Source organism: Shinella sp. HY16 (assembly GCF_028534175.1).
GTDB lineage: Bacteria > Pseudomonadota > Alphaproteobacteria > Rhizobiales > Rhizobiaceae > Shinella.
In genome coordinates this window covers 297,372-314,066 of sequence record NZ_JAHYXL010000004.1, presented here as the reverse complement: position 1 = coordinate 314,066, position 16,695 = coordinate 297,372, and the positions used below count along the sequence as shown (strand labels likewise).

The 16,695-nt window shown below is 66.1% G+C and carries 15 protein-coding genes; 7 read left to right on the top strand and 8 right to left on the bottom strand.

Translation table 11 applies throughout. The features are described from left to right. Positions 1–10: 10 nt before the first annotated feature. The 6 genes from K0P03_RS30375 to K0P03_RS30350 all read right to left on the bottom strand — a co-directional run bounded on the left by K0P03_RS30375 (position 11) and on the right by K0P03_RS30350 (position 7,069). A complete protein-coding gene (locus tag K0P03_RS30375) occupies positions 11–1,471 on the bottom strand; it encodes a TolC family protein (RefSeq protein ID WP_272791563.1) in 1,461 nt (486 codons plus the stop codon). Continuing rightward, positions 1,471–1,689 (bottom strand): hypothetical protein, encoded by a 219-nt coding sequence (locus K0P03_RS30370; protein WP_130516807.1) that lies wholly within the window; start codon positions 1,687–1,689, stop codon positions 1,471–1,473. Before K0P03_RS30370 ends, K0P03_RS30375 begins: the two co-directional genes overlap by 1 nt. An 88-nt stretch (positions 1,690–1,777) precedes the next feature. Then, positions 1,778–2,152: a hypothetical protein gene (locus K0P03_RS30365; protein ID WP_272791550.1), complete on the bottom strand. Its 375-nt coding sequence runs from the start codon at positions 2,150–2,152 to the stop codon at positions 1,778–1,780. 246 nt (positions 2,153–2,398) lie between these two features. After that, positions 2,399–3,784 (bottom strand): TrkH family potassium uptake protein, encoded by a 1,386-nt coding sequence (locus K0P03_RS30360; protein WP_443020627.1) that lies wholly within the window; start codon positions 3,782–3,784, stop codon positions 2,399–2,401. Positions 3,785–3,997: 213 nt separating this feature from the next. Continuing rightward, positions 3,998–4,582 carry a tyrosine phosphatase family protein gene (locus K0P03_RS30355; protein ID WP_272791548.1) on the bottom strand — a complete coding sequence of 195 codons (585 nt, stop codon included), beginning with the start codon at positions 4,580–4,582 and terminating at the stop codon, positions 3,998–4,000. A gap of 147 nt (positions 4,583–4,729) precedes the next feature. Next, a complete protein-coding gene (locus K0P03_RS30350; RefSeq protein ID WP_272791547.1) occupies positions 4,730–7,069 on the bottom strand; it encodes a mechanosensitive ion channel family protein in 2,340 nt (779 codons plus the stop codon). 241 nt (positions 7,070–7,310) lie between these two features. On the opposite strand from K0P03_RS30350, the gene K0P03_RS30345 reads away from it, so the two are divergent. Then, the gene (locus tag K0P03_RS30345; RefSeq protein ID WP_023515593.1) at positions 7,311–8,078 is read left to right on the top strand and encodes an SDR family NAD(P)-dependent oxidoreductase; all 768 of its coding nucleotides are present in this window, start codon (positions 7,311–7,313) and stop codon (positions 8,076–8,078) included. A gap of 68 nt (positions 8,079–8,146) precedes the next feature. Here the strand turns inward: K0P03_RS30345 and K0P03_RS30340 are convergent, their stop codons facing one another. Together K0P03_RS30340 and K0P03_RS30335 are read right to left on the bottom strand one after the other, a co-directional pair. Next, positions 8,147–9,664 (bottom strand): malonate--CoA ligase, encoded by a 1,518-nt coding sequence (locus tag K0P03_RS30340; protein ID WP_272791546.1) that lies wholly within the window; start codon positions 9,662–9,664, stop codon positions 8,147–8,149. Between the two features lie 132 nt (positions 9,665–9,796). Beyond that, entirely contained in the window at positions 9,797–10,669 is an 873-nt protein-coding gene (locus K0P03_RS30335; protein WP_023515591.1) for a GntR family transcriptional regulator, read from the bottom strand. 213 nt (positions 10,670–10,882) lie between these two features. Between K0P03_RS30335 and K0P03_RS30330 the strand changes: the two genes are divergently transcribed. The 6 genes from K0P03_RS30330 to K0P03_RS30305 all read left to right on the top strand — a co-directional run bounded on the left by K0P03_RS30330 (position 10,883) and on the right by K0P03_RS30305 (position 16,647). Continuing rightward, the gene (locus tag K0P03_RS30330) at positions 10,883–11,803 is read left to right on the top strand and encodes a GntR family transcriptional regulator (protein WP_050744284.1); all 921 of its coding nucleotides are present in this window, start codon (positions 10,883–10,885) and stop codon (positions 11,801–11,803) included. Then, positions 11,800–13,158 carry an acyclic terpene utilization AtuA family protein gene (locus K0P03_RS30325; protein WP_050744285.1) on the top strand — a complete coding sequence of 453 codons (1,359 nt, stop codon included), beginning with the start codon at positions 11,800–11,802 and terminating at the stop codon, positions 13,156–13,158. The genes K0P03_RS30330 and K0P03_RS30325 overlap by 4 nt, the downstream gene beginning before the upstream one ends. Continuing rightward, positions 13,151–13,453: a DUF4387 family protein gene (locus K0P03_RS30320; protein WP_050744286.1), complete on the top strand. Its 303-nt coding sequence runs from the start codon at positions 13,151–13,153 to the stop codon at positions 13,451–13,453. Before K0P03_RS30325 ends, K0P03_RS30320 begins: the two co-directional genes overlap by 8 nt. Positions 13,454–13,670: 217 nt before the next feature. After that, positions 13,671–14,624, top strand: coding sequence for a tripartite tricarboxylate transporter substrate binding protein (locus K0P03_RS30315; protein WP_023515587.1), 954 nt, complete (start codon positions 13,671–13,673; stop codon positions 14,622–14,624). Positions 14,625–14,654: 30 nt separating this feature from the next. Next, positions 14,655–15,128: a tripartite tricarboxylate transporter TctB family protein gene (locus K0P03_RS30310; RefSeq protein WP_023515586.1), complete on the top strand. Its 474-nt coding sequence runs from the start codon at positions 14,655–14,657 to the stop codon at positions 15,126–15,128. 1 nt (position 15,129) lies between these two features. Further along, on the top strand, positions 15,130–16,647 hold the full coding sequence (locus K0P03_RS30305) for a tripartite tricarboxylate transporter permease (RefSeq protein ID WP_272791545.1): 1,518 nt from the start codon (positions 15,130–15,132) through the stop codon (positions 16,645–16,647). Positions 16,648–16,695 lie beyond the last annotated feature (48 nt).

Here is a 16,695-nt window from a genome sequence, read left to right as displayed (position 1 = left end):
GTTTCCTTTCTCAATGGCCGGCGCTTTCGGCTTCTTCAGCCGGTGCCGCGCCGCCTTCCGCCGCCGCCGAACCGGTGCTGCCGCCGTAAAGCACGGGAGCAAGGTTCGCTTCGGCGAGCCAGAAGTCGCGCTTGGCGTTGACGGCAAGGAGGGTGGAATCGATCTTCTCGCGGCTGTCCGCGATCAGCTCGAAGGTGCTGGTGATCATGCCGTTGTAAGTCATCATGGATTGCTCCTCGATGGCCGTGCGCAGCGGCAGGACGCTGTTGCGGTAGTGGCGGGCGATGTCGTAGGTCGACCGGTAGGCCACATAGGCCGAGCGCGCCTCGGAACGGACGTTGACCGCCTTTTCCGCGAGCTGGTTGGCTGCCCGCATATAGGCGAGTTCGCCCTTGCGCATGCGGGCCTGGCCGGAATCGAAGATCGGGATGGTGAATTCCAGCCCCGCCGTCTTGGAAATGCTCCGGCGGATCTTGCCGTCCTCGCGCTCACGCTCCTGTTCCAGCGTGCCGACCAGCTCGATATCCGTAACGAGGCGGGTGGCGTCGGTGAGCTTGTAGGACTGGGCCGTCGCCGAAAGCTCCAGCCGGGCGACCCGCAGGTCCATGCGCTTGTGGATGGCCTCGGCCTCGATATCGTCCTGCTTGGCCAGCGCCTTGGGAAGCGACGGCAGGCGATTGGGGATCTGGAACTCGATGTCCGAGCCCGACAGGCCCATCAGCCGGACCAGCTCTTCCTTGGCGAGCTTCGCGGCGAGCCGCGCCTTGGCGGTCTCTCCCGTCAGCTCGGCATAGAAGACGTGCTCGCGGGCCTGGTCCGCCTTGGGCATCGACCCGGCCTCGCCGATCTTCGTGGCGAGTTCGGAAGCCGCGTCGGCGGCCACCTTGGCCTGGTTGAGATAGGTGACGTTCTCCCAGGCGGAGACGGCGTTGATCCAGGCACGGCGGGTTTCCGCCGCCAGCGAGACCGTCTCGACCGCAGCGTTCAGCTGCGCCTGCCGGAAGCGCGTTTCGGCCAGCTTGATGTCCCGGTCGTAGGTGGCGAGCGCAAGGATGTTCGCCGCGATGGCCCCCTCCAGAACCCGGTAGGCCTCAAGCCCCGGCGTGCCGATGCCGGAGAGCCCGACGGAAACTGTCGGCAGCACGGAAAGCTGGGTCTGCCAGGCGTCGGCGGCGCTGTCGCCAAGATCGGCATAGGCCGCCTGCAGGCCCTTGTTGTTGAGGAGCGCGACCTGGACGGCGGTCTCGACGTCGATCGACTTCCTGGCCATCAGCGCCTTCACGCGTTGACGGGTCTCTTCGGCCTGCTGGCGGTTCTGCACCCAGACGGTCTGCTTGCCCGTGGCTTCCGCGCTTTTGGCCGAAGCGTCGGAAAAGCCCGCCGTCTTCGCCGAATAGCCGGTGCTGGCGCAGCCGGTGGCGAACAGGGGAAGCACAAGCGAGGCGACCAGCTTCATCTTCAGCGATACCATCATGCACCGCCCTTCGGTGCCTGATCGTTGTTGAGGCCACGCCACGGCTTGGGATCGACGGGCATGCGATGGGAATAGGCGCCGATGGGGCTCTGATAGGCAAGGGGAGCCGCTACGGCGGTGTCAGGATCATGGGACGAAGCGACGACTTCGGGCAGCGTGGATGCACATCCGCTCGCGACAAGCGGAATGGCAGCCACCAGGAACATGAGTTTCATGGTGAAAATCCGAGAAATAGATGACGAAGGCGCCGGCGCGCGTTGCCGCGCACGGGCACTGCAACACCCTCAAGGGGTCTGCGGGATCTCAGATATTGGGCGGCAGGTGCAGACGGGGTGCAAGGCCGACGAGATCGTTGTCGTCGATGAACGCAAGCACGGGGTCAAGACGCGGATGGGCCAGCGCGGCGCTGTCGCAGTCGATGGCCGCGACGCCGCAATAATCCTGGCAGCAGTCCGGCTTGGTGTCCTTCGCGCCCGCCTGCCGCTCACCGCCGCCGTGGTGATCCTCGTCCGCGACGGCGGCGTGGTCGGTGCCATGATCGGCTTCGATCTGGGAAGCTGCGGCCGGCGTCTGCGGATGCATGGCGGCATTTGCCGAGGACAGGCTGTAGCCCGCCAGCGATACGACGATCACCAGTCGAAAAATCAGCGTTGCCGCTGCAGAGGCGAATCGAAGCATGCCGCTCATGATCCCGTAAATCACCGGAGCCTTGAAGATTGTCAACCGGCCCCGCTCTCAAACTGCACGCCCCCCGTCGAAAGACAGACGGGCAGCACGCGGGGCGGCCAGGAGGAAGGCGGTTCGTTTGAGCATCGTCCAGGTCCTCGTTCACGGCTGCGACATGCAGCACGGGAAGGCTAGGGCGACGATTTTTCCCTCACCTCTCGCAAACCTTACAAATTTGTAAGGGAGCGGCAGCGGGTATCAGCTCTTCCAGAAAAGCGGCGTCAGCACCACGAGCACCGTCAGCACCTCGAGGCGGCCGAGCAGCATCATCACCGAGAGCAGGTAGAGGGCGGGGTCGGAGATGGTCGAGAAATTGCCGGCCGGGCCGATGATGGCGCCGATGCCCGGGCCGACATTCGAGAGCGCGGTGATGACGGCCGACGTCGAGGTCAGCACGTCGTAGCCGAAGGCCGACATGGCGAGGCTGCCGGCGGCCCAGAGCATCAGATAGGTGGTGAAGAACAGGACGACGGCGCGCTGCAGTTCGGGATCCACCGTCATCCTGCCGTAGCGCACCGCATGGATGCCGTTCGGATAGATCAGCTTGTAGAGGCCAGTGCGGATCATGTTGAAGAGAATGATGAAGCGGTAGGCCTTGATGCCGCCCGCCGTCGAGCCTGAGCAGCCGCCCATGAAGGTCATGAAGAACGCCATGGCGACGACGAAGGGCCCCCAGAGCGTATAGTCCTCGCTGGCAAAGCCCGTCGTCGAGAGGATCGTCGAGACCGTGAAGAAGGAATGGGCGAGCGCAGCGTGGAAGGGCACGCCGCTGTTCAGTCGGTGATAGACGGCGATCGCCACCGAGAAGGCGACGAGATAGGCGAGGAAGACGCCGATCTGCGGGTCGCGCAGCGCGTCGAGCCGGCCGCGCACCATGAAGACGATCAGGATCGAGAACGGGAGGCTGCACACCGTCATGAAGAACGTGCCGGCCCACAGCAGCGGGAGGCTGTTGAAATAGCCGAAGGAAGCGTCATGGGTGGAGAACCCGCCGGTCGCCACCGTCGCCATGGCATGGTTGAGCGCATCGAAGCGGCTCATGCCGAGCACGGCATAGGTGAGCGTGCAGGCGAGCGTGATCAGCACGTAGACGAGCACGAAGGCGCGGGTGAAGCTGGCGATGCGGGCGAACGGCTTGTCGTTCGTGTCGGAGGATTCCATCTTGAAGAAGGAGATGCCGCCGACCCTGAGATAGGGCATGACGAAAAGGCCGAGCGCGACGATGCCGATGCCGCCCAGCCAGTGCAGCAGCGAGCGCCACATCAGGATGCCCGGCGGAGCGTGGTCCAGCCCGGCAATGACGGTCGAGCCGGTCGTGGTGATCGCCGAGACCGATTCGAACAGCGCCTTGGCGAGGTCCATGTCGAGCGAGGACAACATGAAGGGCACCGCGCCGACGAGCGAGAAGACCAGCCAGAGCAGGTTGACGAGCAGAAAGCCCATCTTCTTGTTGAAGGGCGGCGGGCCGGAGCGGGTCGCTGCGGCCGCAAGCAGAGAAACGCCGCCGACGAGCACCGCCGACAGCACGAAGACCTGCCAGTCCCGATGGCCGTAATAAATGTCGACCATGGCGGGCACGAGCATGGCGGCGGCAAGATACAGCCCGCAGATCGCCGAGATGTTGATGGCGGACCGGTAGATCGTGGCGTTCAAGGAAGATGGTCCCTCATCAAGGCATGGCCGCCCGCGCCCTCCGGCGGCTGCCGCAGGCTTTCAGGTTCCTCTCCCTACACCGGAAGACCGCCGCCCGGAAGCGCCTTCCGGCGGATCGGCGGCAGTCGCGGCAGCGGACTGGGCTCAGTCGAGTACGGCCATGCGCAGTTCGGCCTCACGGCCGAGCTGCGTCATCCATTCGGTATATTGCGGGCGGTTCTTGATCTGGCGGCCGTAGTGGCGGCCGAGCGCAGCGTTGAGTTCGCCCTTGCGGCCGAGCTGGGCATCGGCAAAGCCGATCATCTGCGAGTTCGGCCACGCCTGCGGGCGAATGGCGACGAGGCGGGTGAAAAGATCCTCGGCTGCCTCGCCGGGGTTGGCCTGCGCCATCAGGGTCAGCATGGCGGCCGTCGAGCGCGACACGCCCATATGGCAATGGACCAGGAGGTGGCTCGGTCCCTGGCTGTCCTGCCGTGCCTGGAAATCCGAGCCGAACTGCAGGATCGCCTCGACATGGTCCGGCCGGGGCATCACCTGGTCCGGCAGGGCGGCGATGATGTCATGGAAACGCAGCGTCGTGCGGTGGTGCCGGGCATAGGTCGCAAAGGCCTCGAGCTCGGGCAGATCGGGATCGACGATGGACAGGACGTGGGTCACCTTGCGCTCACGCTGGGCCGGCAGTTCATCGATCCCGCAAACCGTCAGTTCCGGGGTAAAAATCACATCCATGGTCTATCCTTCCAATCCTGCTGCTTCGGCCCATCGCCACGTCAACGCTGGCGCCAAACGAGGGCGAAAGCATGTCGCGCGCCGCCTGCTTCTACGACAGGCAGGCGGGCGCCGATAGGGCAAAATCCGGGGGCCTCGCGCTGACAATCAGGCGCCTGCCCCGTTGGCGGCGGCGAGCGTCTCCTGGCGCCGGCGGTGGGCCTCGATCGCCGCAGCCTCGGCCTGGCCCTCGCCGCTGTGGCCACCGACCTGCACGGTGGGGGAGGCGAACTGGATGCCGTTCTGCTTGAAGTCGAGCTTGATGCGATTCATGATCTCGCGGCGGATCATGAACTGCTCGCCCGGCTTGGTGGTGAAGCCGACACGCACGACGATGGCATATTCGCCGAAATCGGAAACACCCTTCATCTTCAGCGGTTCGAGCAGGATATCCTTGTATTCCGGCTTTTCGGCGATCTCCGCGCCGATGCGCTTGATGACCTTGCGCAGCTTTTCAAGATCCGTGTCGTAGGTGACGGAGAGGTTGAACTTGATGACCGACCAGTCACGGCTCATGTTCTGCACCGCGCCGAGCTCGCCGAAGGGGACGGTGGTGAGCGGACCGCGGTGGTGGCGCAGCTTGACCGAGCGCAGCGAGAAGCTCTCGACGACACCCTTGTACTTTCCGGTCTCGATATATTCGCCGATGCGGAAGGCGTCGTCCCAGAGATAGAAGATGCCCGAGATCAGGTCCTTGACGATGGTCTGGGCGCCAAAGCCGATGGCGACGCCCGCAACGCCCGCGCCGGCGATCAGCGGGCCGATATCGACGCCGAGGCTGGTCAGCACCATCATCACGGCGACGGCGGCGAGCGTCACGGCGAGGATGTTGCGCAGGATCGGCAGCAGCGTGCGGATGCGGGCGTTGCGGCCGCGCTCCTCGTCGGAAACGCGGCGGTCGAGCGGGCCGTCGGCCATGCGCACGGCGATCTCCGCCTTGAGGAACTGCCAGGCGATATCGGCGACCAGCAGCACGGCGATCGCCTGGGTGATGGCATGGGCGACGCGGCTGACCAGCGTTTCCCCGGCGCCCATCATGCCGGCGGCATCGACACCGGCGGCGGCGGCCACCAGCCATGCGCACAGGATGATGACGACGCCGCGCGCACCGCGTTCGCCGATGACGAAGTACATACCTGTCGGGCGATCCACCTCATCGCCACCATGCAGGCGCGCGACGATCGCCGTCGTCAGACGCAGGAGCGGGGGCAATACGAACGCCACGATGCCGGCCCAAAACAGAAGATGCAGCCCGGCCGTCCAGACGACAAGCAGCAGGATGACTGCCACCGTCGCCAGCCAGGACCAGATCTTGCGGGTGGTGTCCGTCTGATCGGCCCGGCGCGGGCGCGACCAGACCGCCTCGATGGCGATGGTGAAGAGACCGAGGTCGAAGGCCAACATGACGAGCAGCATCGAGCCCTGGGAGAAGCCGAACACCCGCATCGATTCCAGCACGACCCAGCCGACGGCGAAGAAGCGCAGCGCGCGCTGCAGCCGCGTGAACCAGTAGTGCGCCTGCTCCGGCGTGATGCGACGTACAGGAGAGGGCTCCTCGGCCGACACAACGACAGCGTCGGCATCCGGCATGGTTTCGGTGGCGGCCGGCATGGCGAAAGCGGCCGCGCCGTCGCCTTCCGGCAGCGTGACCGCCGGCGTTTCGGCAATGAGGGCCGCTTCACCCGGCACGGCCGGTATCTCGCCCTCGGCCGGCACCGTTTCGACGACAGGCGCCGGACGGCGGGCGGGTTGTTCGAGCAGCCAGACGACATAGGCGCCGATGAGGCTGCCGAAGCGGGCAAGGATGGCGGCAATGGCGAGGATGAGCGCGGTGCGCTGGAGGAGCGGCGGCCAGGCGACCATGGCGAGCGGCAGCAGCGCGCCGACGGCGAAGCTGATGGCCTGCCCGCCGACATGCAGCCCCATCGGCACCACGCCCACCGGATCGGGCCGTGGCCCCGCCTCCGCGCGGCGCCAGTGCCGGCCGGACAGGTGGTTGAACAGCCGCTCGAAGCCAATGGCGAGCAGGGGCACAAGCATCAGCAGCGTGAGGAGGCGCAGGGCGCCGATCTGGGTGACTTCGGCGCGCAGCCGCGACAGGGCGGTGCTGGCGCCGCCGCCAAGCTCCATGCTGCCCCGCATGATGGTGTCGATGCGGCGCTGGACCACGTCGAGCCTGTCGGCGACATAGCCTGACTGCATCATCGACCCCATGCCGCCGGCCGGCGCTTCGTCCGCCTTGGTCTCGTCCTTGCGGGTCGCTTCCAGCCAAGCGGCAACATCGGGATCGGCAAGCAGGCGCGATATCTCGCGCAGCTTGTCCTGCGGCGCCGTGTCGGCATCTTGCGCCAGCGCAGGCTGGGCAAGGCCGGCGAGAAGGAGGATCATCGCCCCGAAGAGCATCCTGCAGGGCAAGAGATCGCGGATTGCAGTCACCATAGATGTCATGATCTCCCCTTGATGGACGGCGCCACTGCCTGGAGCCGCCGGCACCCTTCGAGTGTCCAAAGGAATATTAGTACATGCCGCGCAGAACGGCCATCGCCGGTTTCAATTCTCGGCCACACTTTTGCCACCGAACAGCAGGCTGCAAAACCGCTGCACATCGCCGCGGAAAATGGTCTAGCTTGGGGCCGCCCTCCCGCTCGGGAGGGCAACGGAAAATCCAGAGGGACGGGTAGATTTCAAAATGGCAGACAGACTGAAGAACAAGACCGCGATCATTTCAGGCGGCGCGACGGGCATGGGCGGCGCCTCCTCGAAACTCTTTGCCGCCGAAGGGGCGCGCGTGGCGATCATCGACCGCAATGCGGAGGCGGCGGAGGCTACGGTCGCGGCCATTCGCGCCGCAGGCGGCGAAGCCGCCTTCTGGACGGCGGATGTTTCCGACGAGGACGCCGTCAACGCGGCGGTCAGGGGTGTCGAGGCGACCTATGGTCCGGCCAATGTTCTCTTCAACCATGCCGGCACGATCGTCATCAAGCCGTTCCTCGAAACGACGCTGGCGGAGTGGGAGTGGCTGCATGCGGTCAATGTCCGCTCGATGTTCCTGATGACCCGCGCCGTCCTGCCCGGCATGATCTCGACAGGCGAGGGCGCCATCGTCTGCACCTCCTCGATCTCGGCCGTCGCAGCAACACCGATGGAGGTGCTGTACGACACGACCAAGGGAGCGGTGCACCAGTTTGCACGGGCGATCGCCGTGGAGTTCCGCGACCGCAACATCCGGTGCAACGCCGTCTGCCCGGGCTTCATCCGCACGCCGCACGGCCTGCGCGAGATCGAGGACCTGCAGGCGCTGGGCGTCGATGTTTCCGATGCGGCCCTTGCCGCGCAGCAGGGGCGTATCGGCGAGCCGGAGGACGTCGCGCGCGCCGCGCTCTACCTCGCCAGCGACGAGTCCCGCTTCATCACGGGCACCCATCTCTTCGTGGACAACGGCTTTACCGCCGTCTGAAGGATAAGGTCGGTGGAGGGGCGGGACCTGCTCCCGCTCTTTGGTCGATCCGAAAACCGGTACCGTGCCTATGGCTTGCCGGAATAGAGGTCCGCATAGGTCTGACGCAGCACGTTCTTCTGCACCTTGCCCATCGTGTTGCGGGGCAGGTCGTCGACGAAGAGCACGCGTTTGGGCTGCTTGTAGCGCGCCAGCCGGTCCTTCAGCCCGTCGAGCACCGCCCGTTCGTCGATGGTCGCGCCCTTCTGGCGCACCACGACGGCCGTCACGCCCTCGCCGAAATCGGGGTGGGGAACACCGATGACCGCGCTTTCGACGACGCCGGGCATGCCGTCGATCTCGGTTTCCACTTCCTTGGGATAGATGTTGTAGCCGCCGGAAATGACGAGGTCCTTGCCGCGCCCGACGATGTGCACATAACCCCGCGCATCGATCAGGCCGAGATCGCCGGTGATGAAGAACCCGTCCGTGCGGAACTCTGCCGCGGTCTTCTCCGGCATGCGCCAGTAGCCCTTGAAGACGTTCGGTCCCTTCACCTCGATCATGCCGGTCTCGCCATCCGGCAGCGGTGTGCCGGTTTCCGGCTCGGTGACGCGCAGCGAAACGCCCGGCAGCGGGAAGCCCACGGTGCCGGCAATGCGCTCGCCGTCATAGGGGTTGGAGGTGTTCATGTTGGTCTCGGTCATGCCGTAGCGCTCGAGGATGGCGTGGCCGGTCTTTTCCGAAAAACTGCGATGCGTCTCGGCAAGAAGGGGCGCCGAGCCGGACACGAAGAGCCGCATGCCGGCCGTCGCCGCCGGCGTCAGGCCGGCATGCTGCACGAGGCGGACATAGAAGGTCGGCACGCCCATCATCACGGTGGCGTCCGCCATCAGGCGCAGCGCCTCGTCGGCATCGAACTTCGGCAGGAGATACATCGACGCGCCTGACAGCAGCGTGACGTTCGAGGCGACGAACAGGCCGTGCGTGTGAAAGATCGGCAGGGCATGGATCAGCCGGTCGGCGCTGGTGAAGCGCCAGTGGTCGCGAAGGGCGAGCGCGTTGGACAGGAGATTGTTATGCGTCAGCATCGCGCCCTTGGAGCGGCCGGTCGTGCCCGACGTATAGAGGATCGCCGCAAGGTCATCCGCACCGCGCCCGATATCGGCGAATTCGGGCGTCTCCGTGCGGGCAAGCTCCAGCAGCGAGCCGCCGCCCTTGTCATCCAGCGTTTCGACGGCCGCGCCGTACTTGCCGGCGACGGGGCTCACGCCGTCGCGGGCGCCCGGCGAGACGACGACCAGTCTCGGCTCGGCATCGCCGATGAAATAGTCGAGTTCCGCCAATGTGTAGGCGGTGTTGAGCGGCAGGTAGACGGCACCGGCCCTGACGCAGGCGAGATAGAGCATCAGCGCCTCGGCGCTCTTTTCCACCTGCACGGCGACCCGATCCCCCGGCCGGACGCCGCGCGTGGCAAGAGCACCCGCCAGCTGCCCCGAAAGGGCAATCATGTCGCCATAGGTCCATCGACGCCCGTCGCCGGTCTCGATGAAGGCCGCCTCCGGCCGTGCCTCCGCCCGGATTGCGTCGAAGAGGTGGTTGCTCATGGGCTCGTTTCCCTCGTAGTGCCGATACTGTCCCGCGCTGCCCGCGCCGGGGTTCCCCTCACCGTGCAGGCCGCGCGGGCACACTAGCCTTGTGGAGCTCCGCGCGACAACTCGAATTCCCTGCAGGCCGGTTCAGGGCGAAGGCGCCTTCAGCGGCCCGAGGGCGCTCAGATGCTTGCGCATCGCCTCGGCGGCCTTGCCGTTCCTTCCGTCCAGCACCAGTTCGAGGATGTGCACATGTTCGGCACAGCGCTGGCGGGCCTGTTCGCGGTCCACCCGCTGCTGGTATTCGATGAGCCGGCGCAGCCGGTCGACACGCCTCAGGCTTTCGATGAAGAAGGCGTTGCGGCTGCATTCGGCGATCGCCTCGTGCATCTCGCTGTTCGTCTCGAACAGGCGAACCGCCGAGATTTCCAGGATCTCCCCCGCCACGAAGCGCCGCTGCTGTTCGAGATGCCGCTCCAGCACCGGGCGATTGAGCACAAAACCCGGCTCCAGCAATGCGGCCGGCTCGATCGCCTGACGAAAGCTGTAGCTCTGCCGGTAGGTTTCCATCGAGGTCAACACCGGCAGGAAACGCCAGCCGTGCCCCGGCAGCCGCTCCGCCCAGCCCTCCTCCGACATGCGCCGGAGCAGGGCCTGCAGGCGCGGGCGCGTGATGCCGTAGCGGCGCAGGAGCTCGTTTTCACTCGCCCGGTCGGGAATTTCGCCGGCCAGCCGGTCGCGCGCGATGGCGAGATAGACCTCCTCTCCGCCGTCGGGCGCCGGCTCGCTGGCGGCAAGGGCCCTTGCGGCGGAGGGATCGGCCACCTTGAAGCCGCCGCGCTCGGCCGCAGCCAAAACGCCGGCCTGCTGCAGTTCGCGCAATGCGGTGCGGATCGGCGAGCGCGAGACCAGGAAGCGCTCCGCAAGGCTGCGCTCGGTCAGCGGCTCGCCCGGCGCCAACCGTTCGGCATGCACGAGCCGGGCGATCTCACGGGCGAGGGGGCTGGATATCTGGGTCATGGATGCTCCTGGATGGCCCGGTCTTGTCGCACGTTCCACAGCCTTCGCCAAGCGCTGGTCCTTTGCGCTTGCATAGTACCATGATTCAGACTATTGGACTTTTGTCATTTCGAAATACCATGAGAAGGCGGCCGGCGGAAACGGCGCGGCCAGATTGATTGATTGCCTACGGATTGTCGTATATACGCGCTTAATACCATCCAGGGGTCGATCATGAACGAACTTCATCGCTCGCTGGCGGACAAGATCGTCCGCCATATCAGGACATCGGCCATGGAACGGGGACAGCACCTGACAGAAGCCAGCTTCCAGTCCCTGTTCGGCACGTCGCGCCAGCCGATCCGCTCGGCGCTCGGCATTCTGGCGGACCAGGGCATTGTCGAGCAGGTGCCCAACAAGGGCTTCTATCTGCGCGATCCCGACCGCATCGCCGCCGACCCGCTGCCCGCCGCCAACGATACGTCGGACGAGGCGACCTATCTGCGCATTGCCGATGACCGCCTGTCGCGCCGCCTGCCGGACCGGGTGAGCGAGACCGACCTGATGCGGCGCTACGGCGTGTCGCGGCTGGGGCTGCGACGCATCCTGACGCGCATCTCCGGCGAGGGCTGGATCGAGCGCAACGAGGGCCGGGGCTGGACCTTCGCGGTGCTGATCGATTCCGTCGAGGCCTACCGGGAATGTTACGACCTGCGTCAGGTGATTGAGGTGCACGGCATCCGCTCACCCGAGTTCCGCGCCGATCCCGTCATCCTCGCGGACCTGCGCCGCCGGCAGGAGATCGTCGCCGACGGTGGCTGGCAGCGGCTGAGCCAGATGGAGCTGTTCGAGGCGAATTCGTCGTTTCACGAAGGCCTCGCCGCGCTCTCCGGCAATCGTTTCCTGATCAACACGGTGCAGAAGCTCAACCAGCTTCGCCGCCTGATCGAATACCGCCAGACGCTGAACGCCGAGCAGGTGCGTGGCCAGAATGCCGAGCATCTTGCGATCCTCGATGCGCTTGATGTCGGCGACACCGCGAAGGCGGCGGATCTGATGCACGACCACCTCGGCAAGGCCAAGCTGCGCAAGGCCCGCGCCGAAATGTTTTCCGGTGGCCCCGCTGGCGGGCCGGACAAGGGAGATGACACATGACACGCGTACTTATACCCGCAGGCGCGCTGGGTCTGGGTTATGACCGCGCGGCGCTGGAGCGCGGCGTCGCCAACCAGCCCGACATCATCGCCATCGACGGCGGCTCGACGGACAGCGGCCCGTCCTATCTCGGGCGCGGCGTCTCGAAATATTCGCGCGCCTCAACCAAGGTGGAATGGCGCGAGTTGATGCAGGCGCGGGCGAAGGCCGGCGTTCCGCTCGTCATCGGCACCGCCGGCACCTGCGGCGCGGATGATGCGGTGGACTGGCTCTTCGACATCACCCGCGAGATCGCCCTGGAGGAGGGCATGCAGGTCAAGGTCGCCACGCTGAAATCCGGCCAGCCGAAGGAGCGGGTGAAAGCCGCGCTCGGCGACGGCCGTCTGCACGCGCTGCCGGCCGCACCCGATGTTAACGAGGCCATCGTCGACGACTGCACCAACATCGTCGCCCTCGCCGGCGTCGAGCAGGTCGCGGCGGCGCTCGCCACCGGGGCGGATATCGTCATTGCCGGGCGCACCACGGACACCGCCATCATCGCGGCGCTGCCGGTCGTTCGCGGCGACCATGCCGGCGCCGCATGGCACGGCGCCAAGGTCGGCGAATGCGGGGCGCTCGCCACCACGCAGCCGAATTCCGGCGTGATCCAGATCGACTTCGACGCCTCCGGCTTCACCATCGAGCCGATGGCGGCAGACGCCGCCGCGACGCCCTATACCGTCTCCGCCCATATGCTCTACGAGAATTCCGATCCGTTCATCCTGCACGAGCCGGGCGGCCATCTCGACGTCACGCGGTCCGAATACGAGGCGCTCGACGGGCGCCGGGTGCGTGTCGAGGGCTCGAAATGGGTGCCGGGGCGCTACACGGTCAAGCTGGAGGGCGCCCGCATCGTCGGCTACCAGACCGTCGGCCTCGCCGTGGTGCGCGAGCGCCGTTATGTCCAGCATGTGCGCGAATGGGCGGCGGATATCGAGGCCAAGGTGCGCGACAAGATCGTCGCCCGCATGGGTCTCGCCCCCGATACCTTCAGCGTCGAGATCCGGCTGATCGGCATGGATGCGACGCTCGGCGCGCTGGAGAACCGTCACGACATTCCCGTCGAGGTCGGCATTCTCGGCATTCTCACCTGCCCGACCGCCGAACAGGCGGCCGAGGCCGGCAAGATCCTCAACCCCTATCTCCTGCATCATCCCCTGACCGAGGACGAGCCGATGCCGACCTTCGCCTTTCCCTTCTCGCCCGCCGAAATGCAGCGCGGCGCGCTCTACGAGTTCTGCCTCAACCATGTGATGGAGCTGGACGACCCGCTCGCCGCCTTCGTGCTCGAAACCCATGAGGTGGGACATGCCTGAACTGGGAAGCCTCGTCAGCAAGGTACGCTCCAAGAATGCCGGGCCGTTCTGGTTGACGATCGACGTCTTCTGCGACGATCCGGCGACCTATGCCCGGGTGCGTGACGGGCTGAAGGATGCCACCGTGGCGCGGCTCTTCGGCGTCGAGCAGCAGTTGCTCAAGCGTTTCGACATTCCCGCGCTCAACGTCGTGAAATTCTCCGTGCCGCGCCCCGTCGTCCAGGGCACGCGCGCCGACCGCGACATGCACGGTGCCGGTTGGGCCTGCCTCCTGGAGGAACTGCAGGTCGACTGACCGGTCCCGAACGCACCTTTCCCGATCCCGTCCCTCGCCATCGGCGGGGGACACGCCGGCCACCGCGACGCCTTCTCCCCGTCCCCCGGCAAAACAATGTTGACAAGCGGCCAGATTGTCGTAAGTGTATTAATACGACAACGGCAAGGAGGCCGATGTCTGTGTTGCCGGCTCGGCAGCACCAGGGCTTTCAGCCCGGACTTATTGGGAGGAAATTATGATCAAAGCAGTTTTTGCCGCCGCAGTGGCGTTTTCGCTTTCGGCCGCAGCGCCGGCCTTTGCCGATCCGGCCGTGGTGATGGCGCCGGGCGGTGCCGGTGGCGGGTATGACGCCATGGCGCGCCTGCCGTTCGACGCGATGTCGAAGGAAGGCATCTTCGCCGACGGCGCGACCTTCACCAACAAGGGCGGTGCCGGCGGCACGATCGGTCTTGCCGAATTTGTCGGCGCGAACCGCGGCAACGACAATGCAGTCATGTCGATGGGCGTCATCATGGTCGGGGGCATCCTGCTCAACTCCTCGCCCGTCACGCTCGATGACGTGACGCCGCTGGTGCGCCTCACCAACGATACGGGTGTCGTCGCCGTCGCGACCGATTCCCCGATCAAGACGGTGGACGATCTCGTCAAGGCGATGAAGGAAAACCTCGGCGCCGTGTCGATCGGCGGCGGCTCGGCCGGCGGCGTCGACCACATCGTGATGGCGCTGATCGCCAAGGAAAGCGGCCTGGAGCCGGCCAAGCTGAACTACATCCCCTATGACAGCGGTGCGGAAGCCGTGACCGCGCTCGGCGGCGGTGCCGTGACGGTCGCCGTCTCGGGCGTCTCGGAGTTCAAGCCGATGGCCGATGCCGGCCGCATCCGCATCATCGCGGTCACCTCCGAAGGCCGCGTCAACGGCATCGATGCGCCGAGCCTGAAGGAAGCCGGCCTCAACGTGGTCGTCGGCAACTGGCGCGGCATCGTCGGTGCGCCCGACATGTCTGCGGACGGCCGCAAGATGTGGCTCGACCGCTTTGCCAAGATGCATGAAAGCGCTGCCTGGAAGGACATTCTCGCCAAGCAGGGCTGGGAAGACGCCTACCTCGCCGGAGACGATTTCGTCGCGTTTCTCAACGACGAAAAGACCCGCATCGGCGCCATCCTGAAGGAAGCCGGCCTCGTCAAGTAAGCCGCGGCGCTTTTCGAAAGGATGTCTGACATGACGGAACGCCCCTATTGGCTTGCGGCGGGAACGGTCGGCTGGGGAGCCATCGTTTTCTGGAAGGCCGCGGAACTGCCCCAGTTCGACCAGTACGCCCATGTCGGCCCGGGCTTCATGCCCTCGGCCATCGGGATCGGCCTGGTCCTCATGGGCCTGCTGCTGACACTGCAGATCTACCGGGGCGTTCCGTTCGAGGAACAGGATGCCGAGGACGTCAGTGAGGACCACGCGGTCAACTACACCGCGCTCTGCCTTGCCGCGGCGGCCTGCGCCCTGCCGATGCTGACGATGAAGCCGCTCGGCTTCGTCATCACCTGCACCGGCTGTTTCGTGCTGGTGGCCGCGGCCTTCAAGTCGCGCCGCTGGCATCTCGACCTGGTGCTCGGCCTCGGCTTCTCGCTGTTGTGCTGGTGGCTCTTCCGCAAGCTGGGTGTCCAGCTTGGCGGTCTTCTTCCGATGATGGGGGTGTAGGATGGATGCGATCACCGGCTTGATGAACGGTTTTTCCGTCGCCCTTCAGCCACAGAACCTGATGTGGGCCTTCGTCGGCACCTTCATGGGCACCGCCATCGGTGTCCTGCCCGGCATCGGCCCGGCGCTGACCATCGCGCTGCTGTTGCCCGTCACCGTCTATATCGAACCGACCGCGGCCTTCATCATGTTCGCCGGCATCTTCTACGGCGCCATGTATGGCGGCTCCACCACCTCGATCCTGCTCAACACGCCCGGCGAGAGCGGCGCGATGATGACCGCGCTCGAGGGCAACAAGATGGCCCGCCAGGGTCGCGGCGCGGCGGCGCTCTGCACGGCCGCGATCGGCTCCTTCGTCGCCGGCACCATCGGCACGCTGGGCATCACCTTCCTGGCGCCGCCCATCGCCGAGCTCGCCTTCATCTTCAAGCCGCAGGACTATTTCGCCCTGATGCTGCTCGCGTTCCTCTCCGTCTCGGTCGTGATGGGAACGTCCAAGGTGCGCGGCTTCATCGCGCTCCTGCTCGGCCTGTCGCTCGGCGTCGTCGGCATCGACAAGCAGACCGGCCTGCAGAGGCTGACCTTCGGCGTGCCCGACCTCATGGACGGCGTCGAGATGACGGTCGTGCTCGTCTCGCTCTTCGCCATCGGCGAGACGCTCTATGTCGCCAGCCGCTTCGGCCTGCAGAAGCCCAACCTCAATCCGCTCGCCGGCGGCATCTGGATGACGAAGGAAGACTGGAAGCGCTCCTGGAAGCCGTGGCTGCGCGGCACTTTCTTCGGCTTTCCCATCGGCGCGCTGCCGGCCGGCGGCGCAGAAATCCCGACCTTCCTCTCGTATACGGTCGAGCGCAAGCTGACCAAGCATCCGGAAGAGTTCGGCAACGGCGCCATCGAGGGCGTGGCGGGTCCGGAGGCTGCGAACAACGCCGCCGCTGCGGGCGTGCTGGTGCCGCTCCTGACGCTCGGGCTGCCGACGTCGGCCACCGCGGCGATCCTGCTCGCCGCCTTCCAGAACTACGGGCTGCAGCCGGGGCCGATGCTGTTTATCAACTCCGCCGATCTCGTCTGGGGCCTCATCGCTTCGCTCTATGTCGGCAACCTGATGCTGCTGATCCTCAACCTGCCGCTGGCGGGGCTCTGGGTACGGCTGCTCTTCATCCCGCGTCCCTATCTCTATGCCGGCATCCTCATCTTCTCGCTGGTCGGCATCTGGGGCGTATCCAACTCCTGGGTGGACCTTGCCATGATGTTCGGCGTCGGCCTGCTCGGCTACACGATGCGTGTCTATGACTTCCCGATCGCGCCGGTGCTGATCGGTCTCATTCTGGGGCCGATGGCGGAGGTGCAGATGCGCCGGGCGCTCGCCGTGGGGCAGGGGGATCCGATGGTCTTCGTCTCCACCCCGCTCTCGGCCGTGCTCGTCGCCATCTCCGCCCTGATCCTCATCGTGCCGGCAATGCTGCACTGGCGGCGCACCCGCAAGATCGACATGCCCGACAAAACCGCCGGCGCCTGACGCCGCCCACCACCGATGCCAATGCCCGACCGGCCGCACCCCTGCGGC

Excerpts from the sequence above, each read along its gene's own strand:
- K0P03_RS30355 (WP_272791548.1), bottom strand. The coding sequence starts at position 4,582 with ATGGATGTGATTTTTACCCCGGAACTGACGGTTTGCGGGATCGATGAA.
- K0P03_RS30325 (WP_050744285.1), top strand. The coding sequence starts at position 11,800 with ATGACACGCGTACTTATACCCGCAGGCGCGCTGGGTCTGGGTTATGAC.
- K0P03_RS30315 (WP_023515587.1), top strand. The coding sequence starts at position 13,671 with ATGATCAAAGCAGTTTTTGCCGCCGCAGTGGCGTTTTCGCTTTCGGCC.
- K0P03_RS30320 (WP_050744286.1), top strand. The coding sequence starts at position 13,151 with ATGCCTGAACTGGGAAGCCTCGTCAGCAAGGTACGCTCCAAGAATGCC.
- K0P03_RS30375 (WP_272791563.1), bottom strand. The coding sequence starts at position 1,471 with ATGGTATCGCTGAAGATGAAGCTGGTCGCCTCGCTTGTGCTTCCCCTG.
- K0P03_RS30345 (WP_023515593.1), top strand. The coding sequence starts at position 7,311 with ATGGCAGACAGACTGAAGAACAAGACCGCGATCATTTCAGGCGGCGCG.
- K0P03_RS30310 (WP_023515586.1), top strand. The coding sequence starts at position 14,655 with ATGACGGAACGCCCCTATTGGCTTGCGGCGGGAACGGTCGGCTGGGGA.
- K0P03_RS30365 (WP_272791550.1), bottom strand. The coding sequence starts at position 2,152 with ATGCTTCGATTCGCCTCTGCAGCGGCAACGCTGATTTTTCGACTGGTG.
- K0P03_RS30360 (WP_443020627.1), bottom strand. The coding sequence starts at position 3,784 with ATGCTCGTGCCCGCCATGGTCGACATTTATTACGGCCATCGGGACTGG.
- K0P03_RS30305 (WP_272791545.1), top strand. The coding sequence starts at position 15,130 with ATGGATGCGATCACCGGCTTGATGAACGGTTTTTCCGTCGCCCTTCAG.
- K0P03_RS30350 (WP_272791547.1), bottom strand. The coding sequence starts at position 7,069 with ATGACATCTATGGTGACTGCAATCCGCGATCTCTTGCCCTGCAGGATG.
- K0P03_RS30340 (WP_272791546.1), bottom strand. The coding sequence starts at position 9,664 with ATGAGCAACCACCTCTTCGACGCAATCCGGGCGGAGGCACGGCCGGAG.
- K0P03_RS30330 (WP_050744284.1), top strand. The coding sequence starts at position 10,883 with ATGAACGAACTTCATCGCTCGCTGGCGGACAAGATCGTCCGCCATATC.
- K0P03_RS30335 (WP_023515591.1), bottom strand. The coding sequence starts at position 10,669 with ATGACCCAGATATCCAGCCCCCTCGCCCGTGAGATCGCCCGGCTCGTG.
- K0P03_RS30370 (WP_130516807.1), bottom strand. The coding sequence starts at position 1,689 with ATGAAACTCATGTTCCTGGTGGCTGCCATTCCGCTTGTCGCGAGCGGA.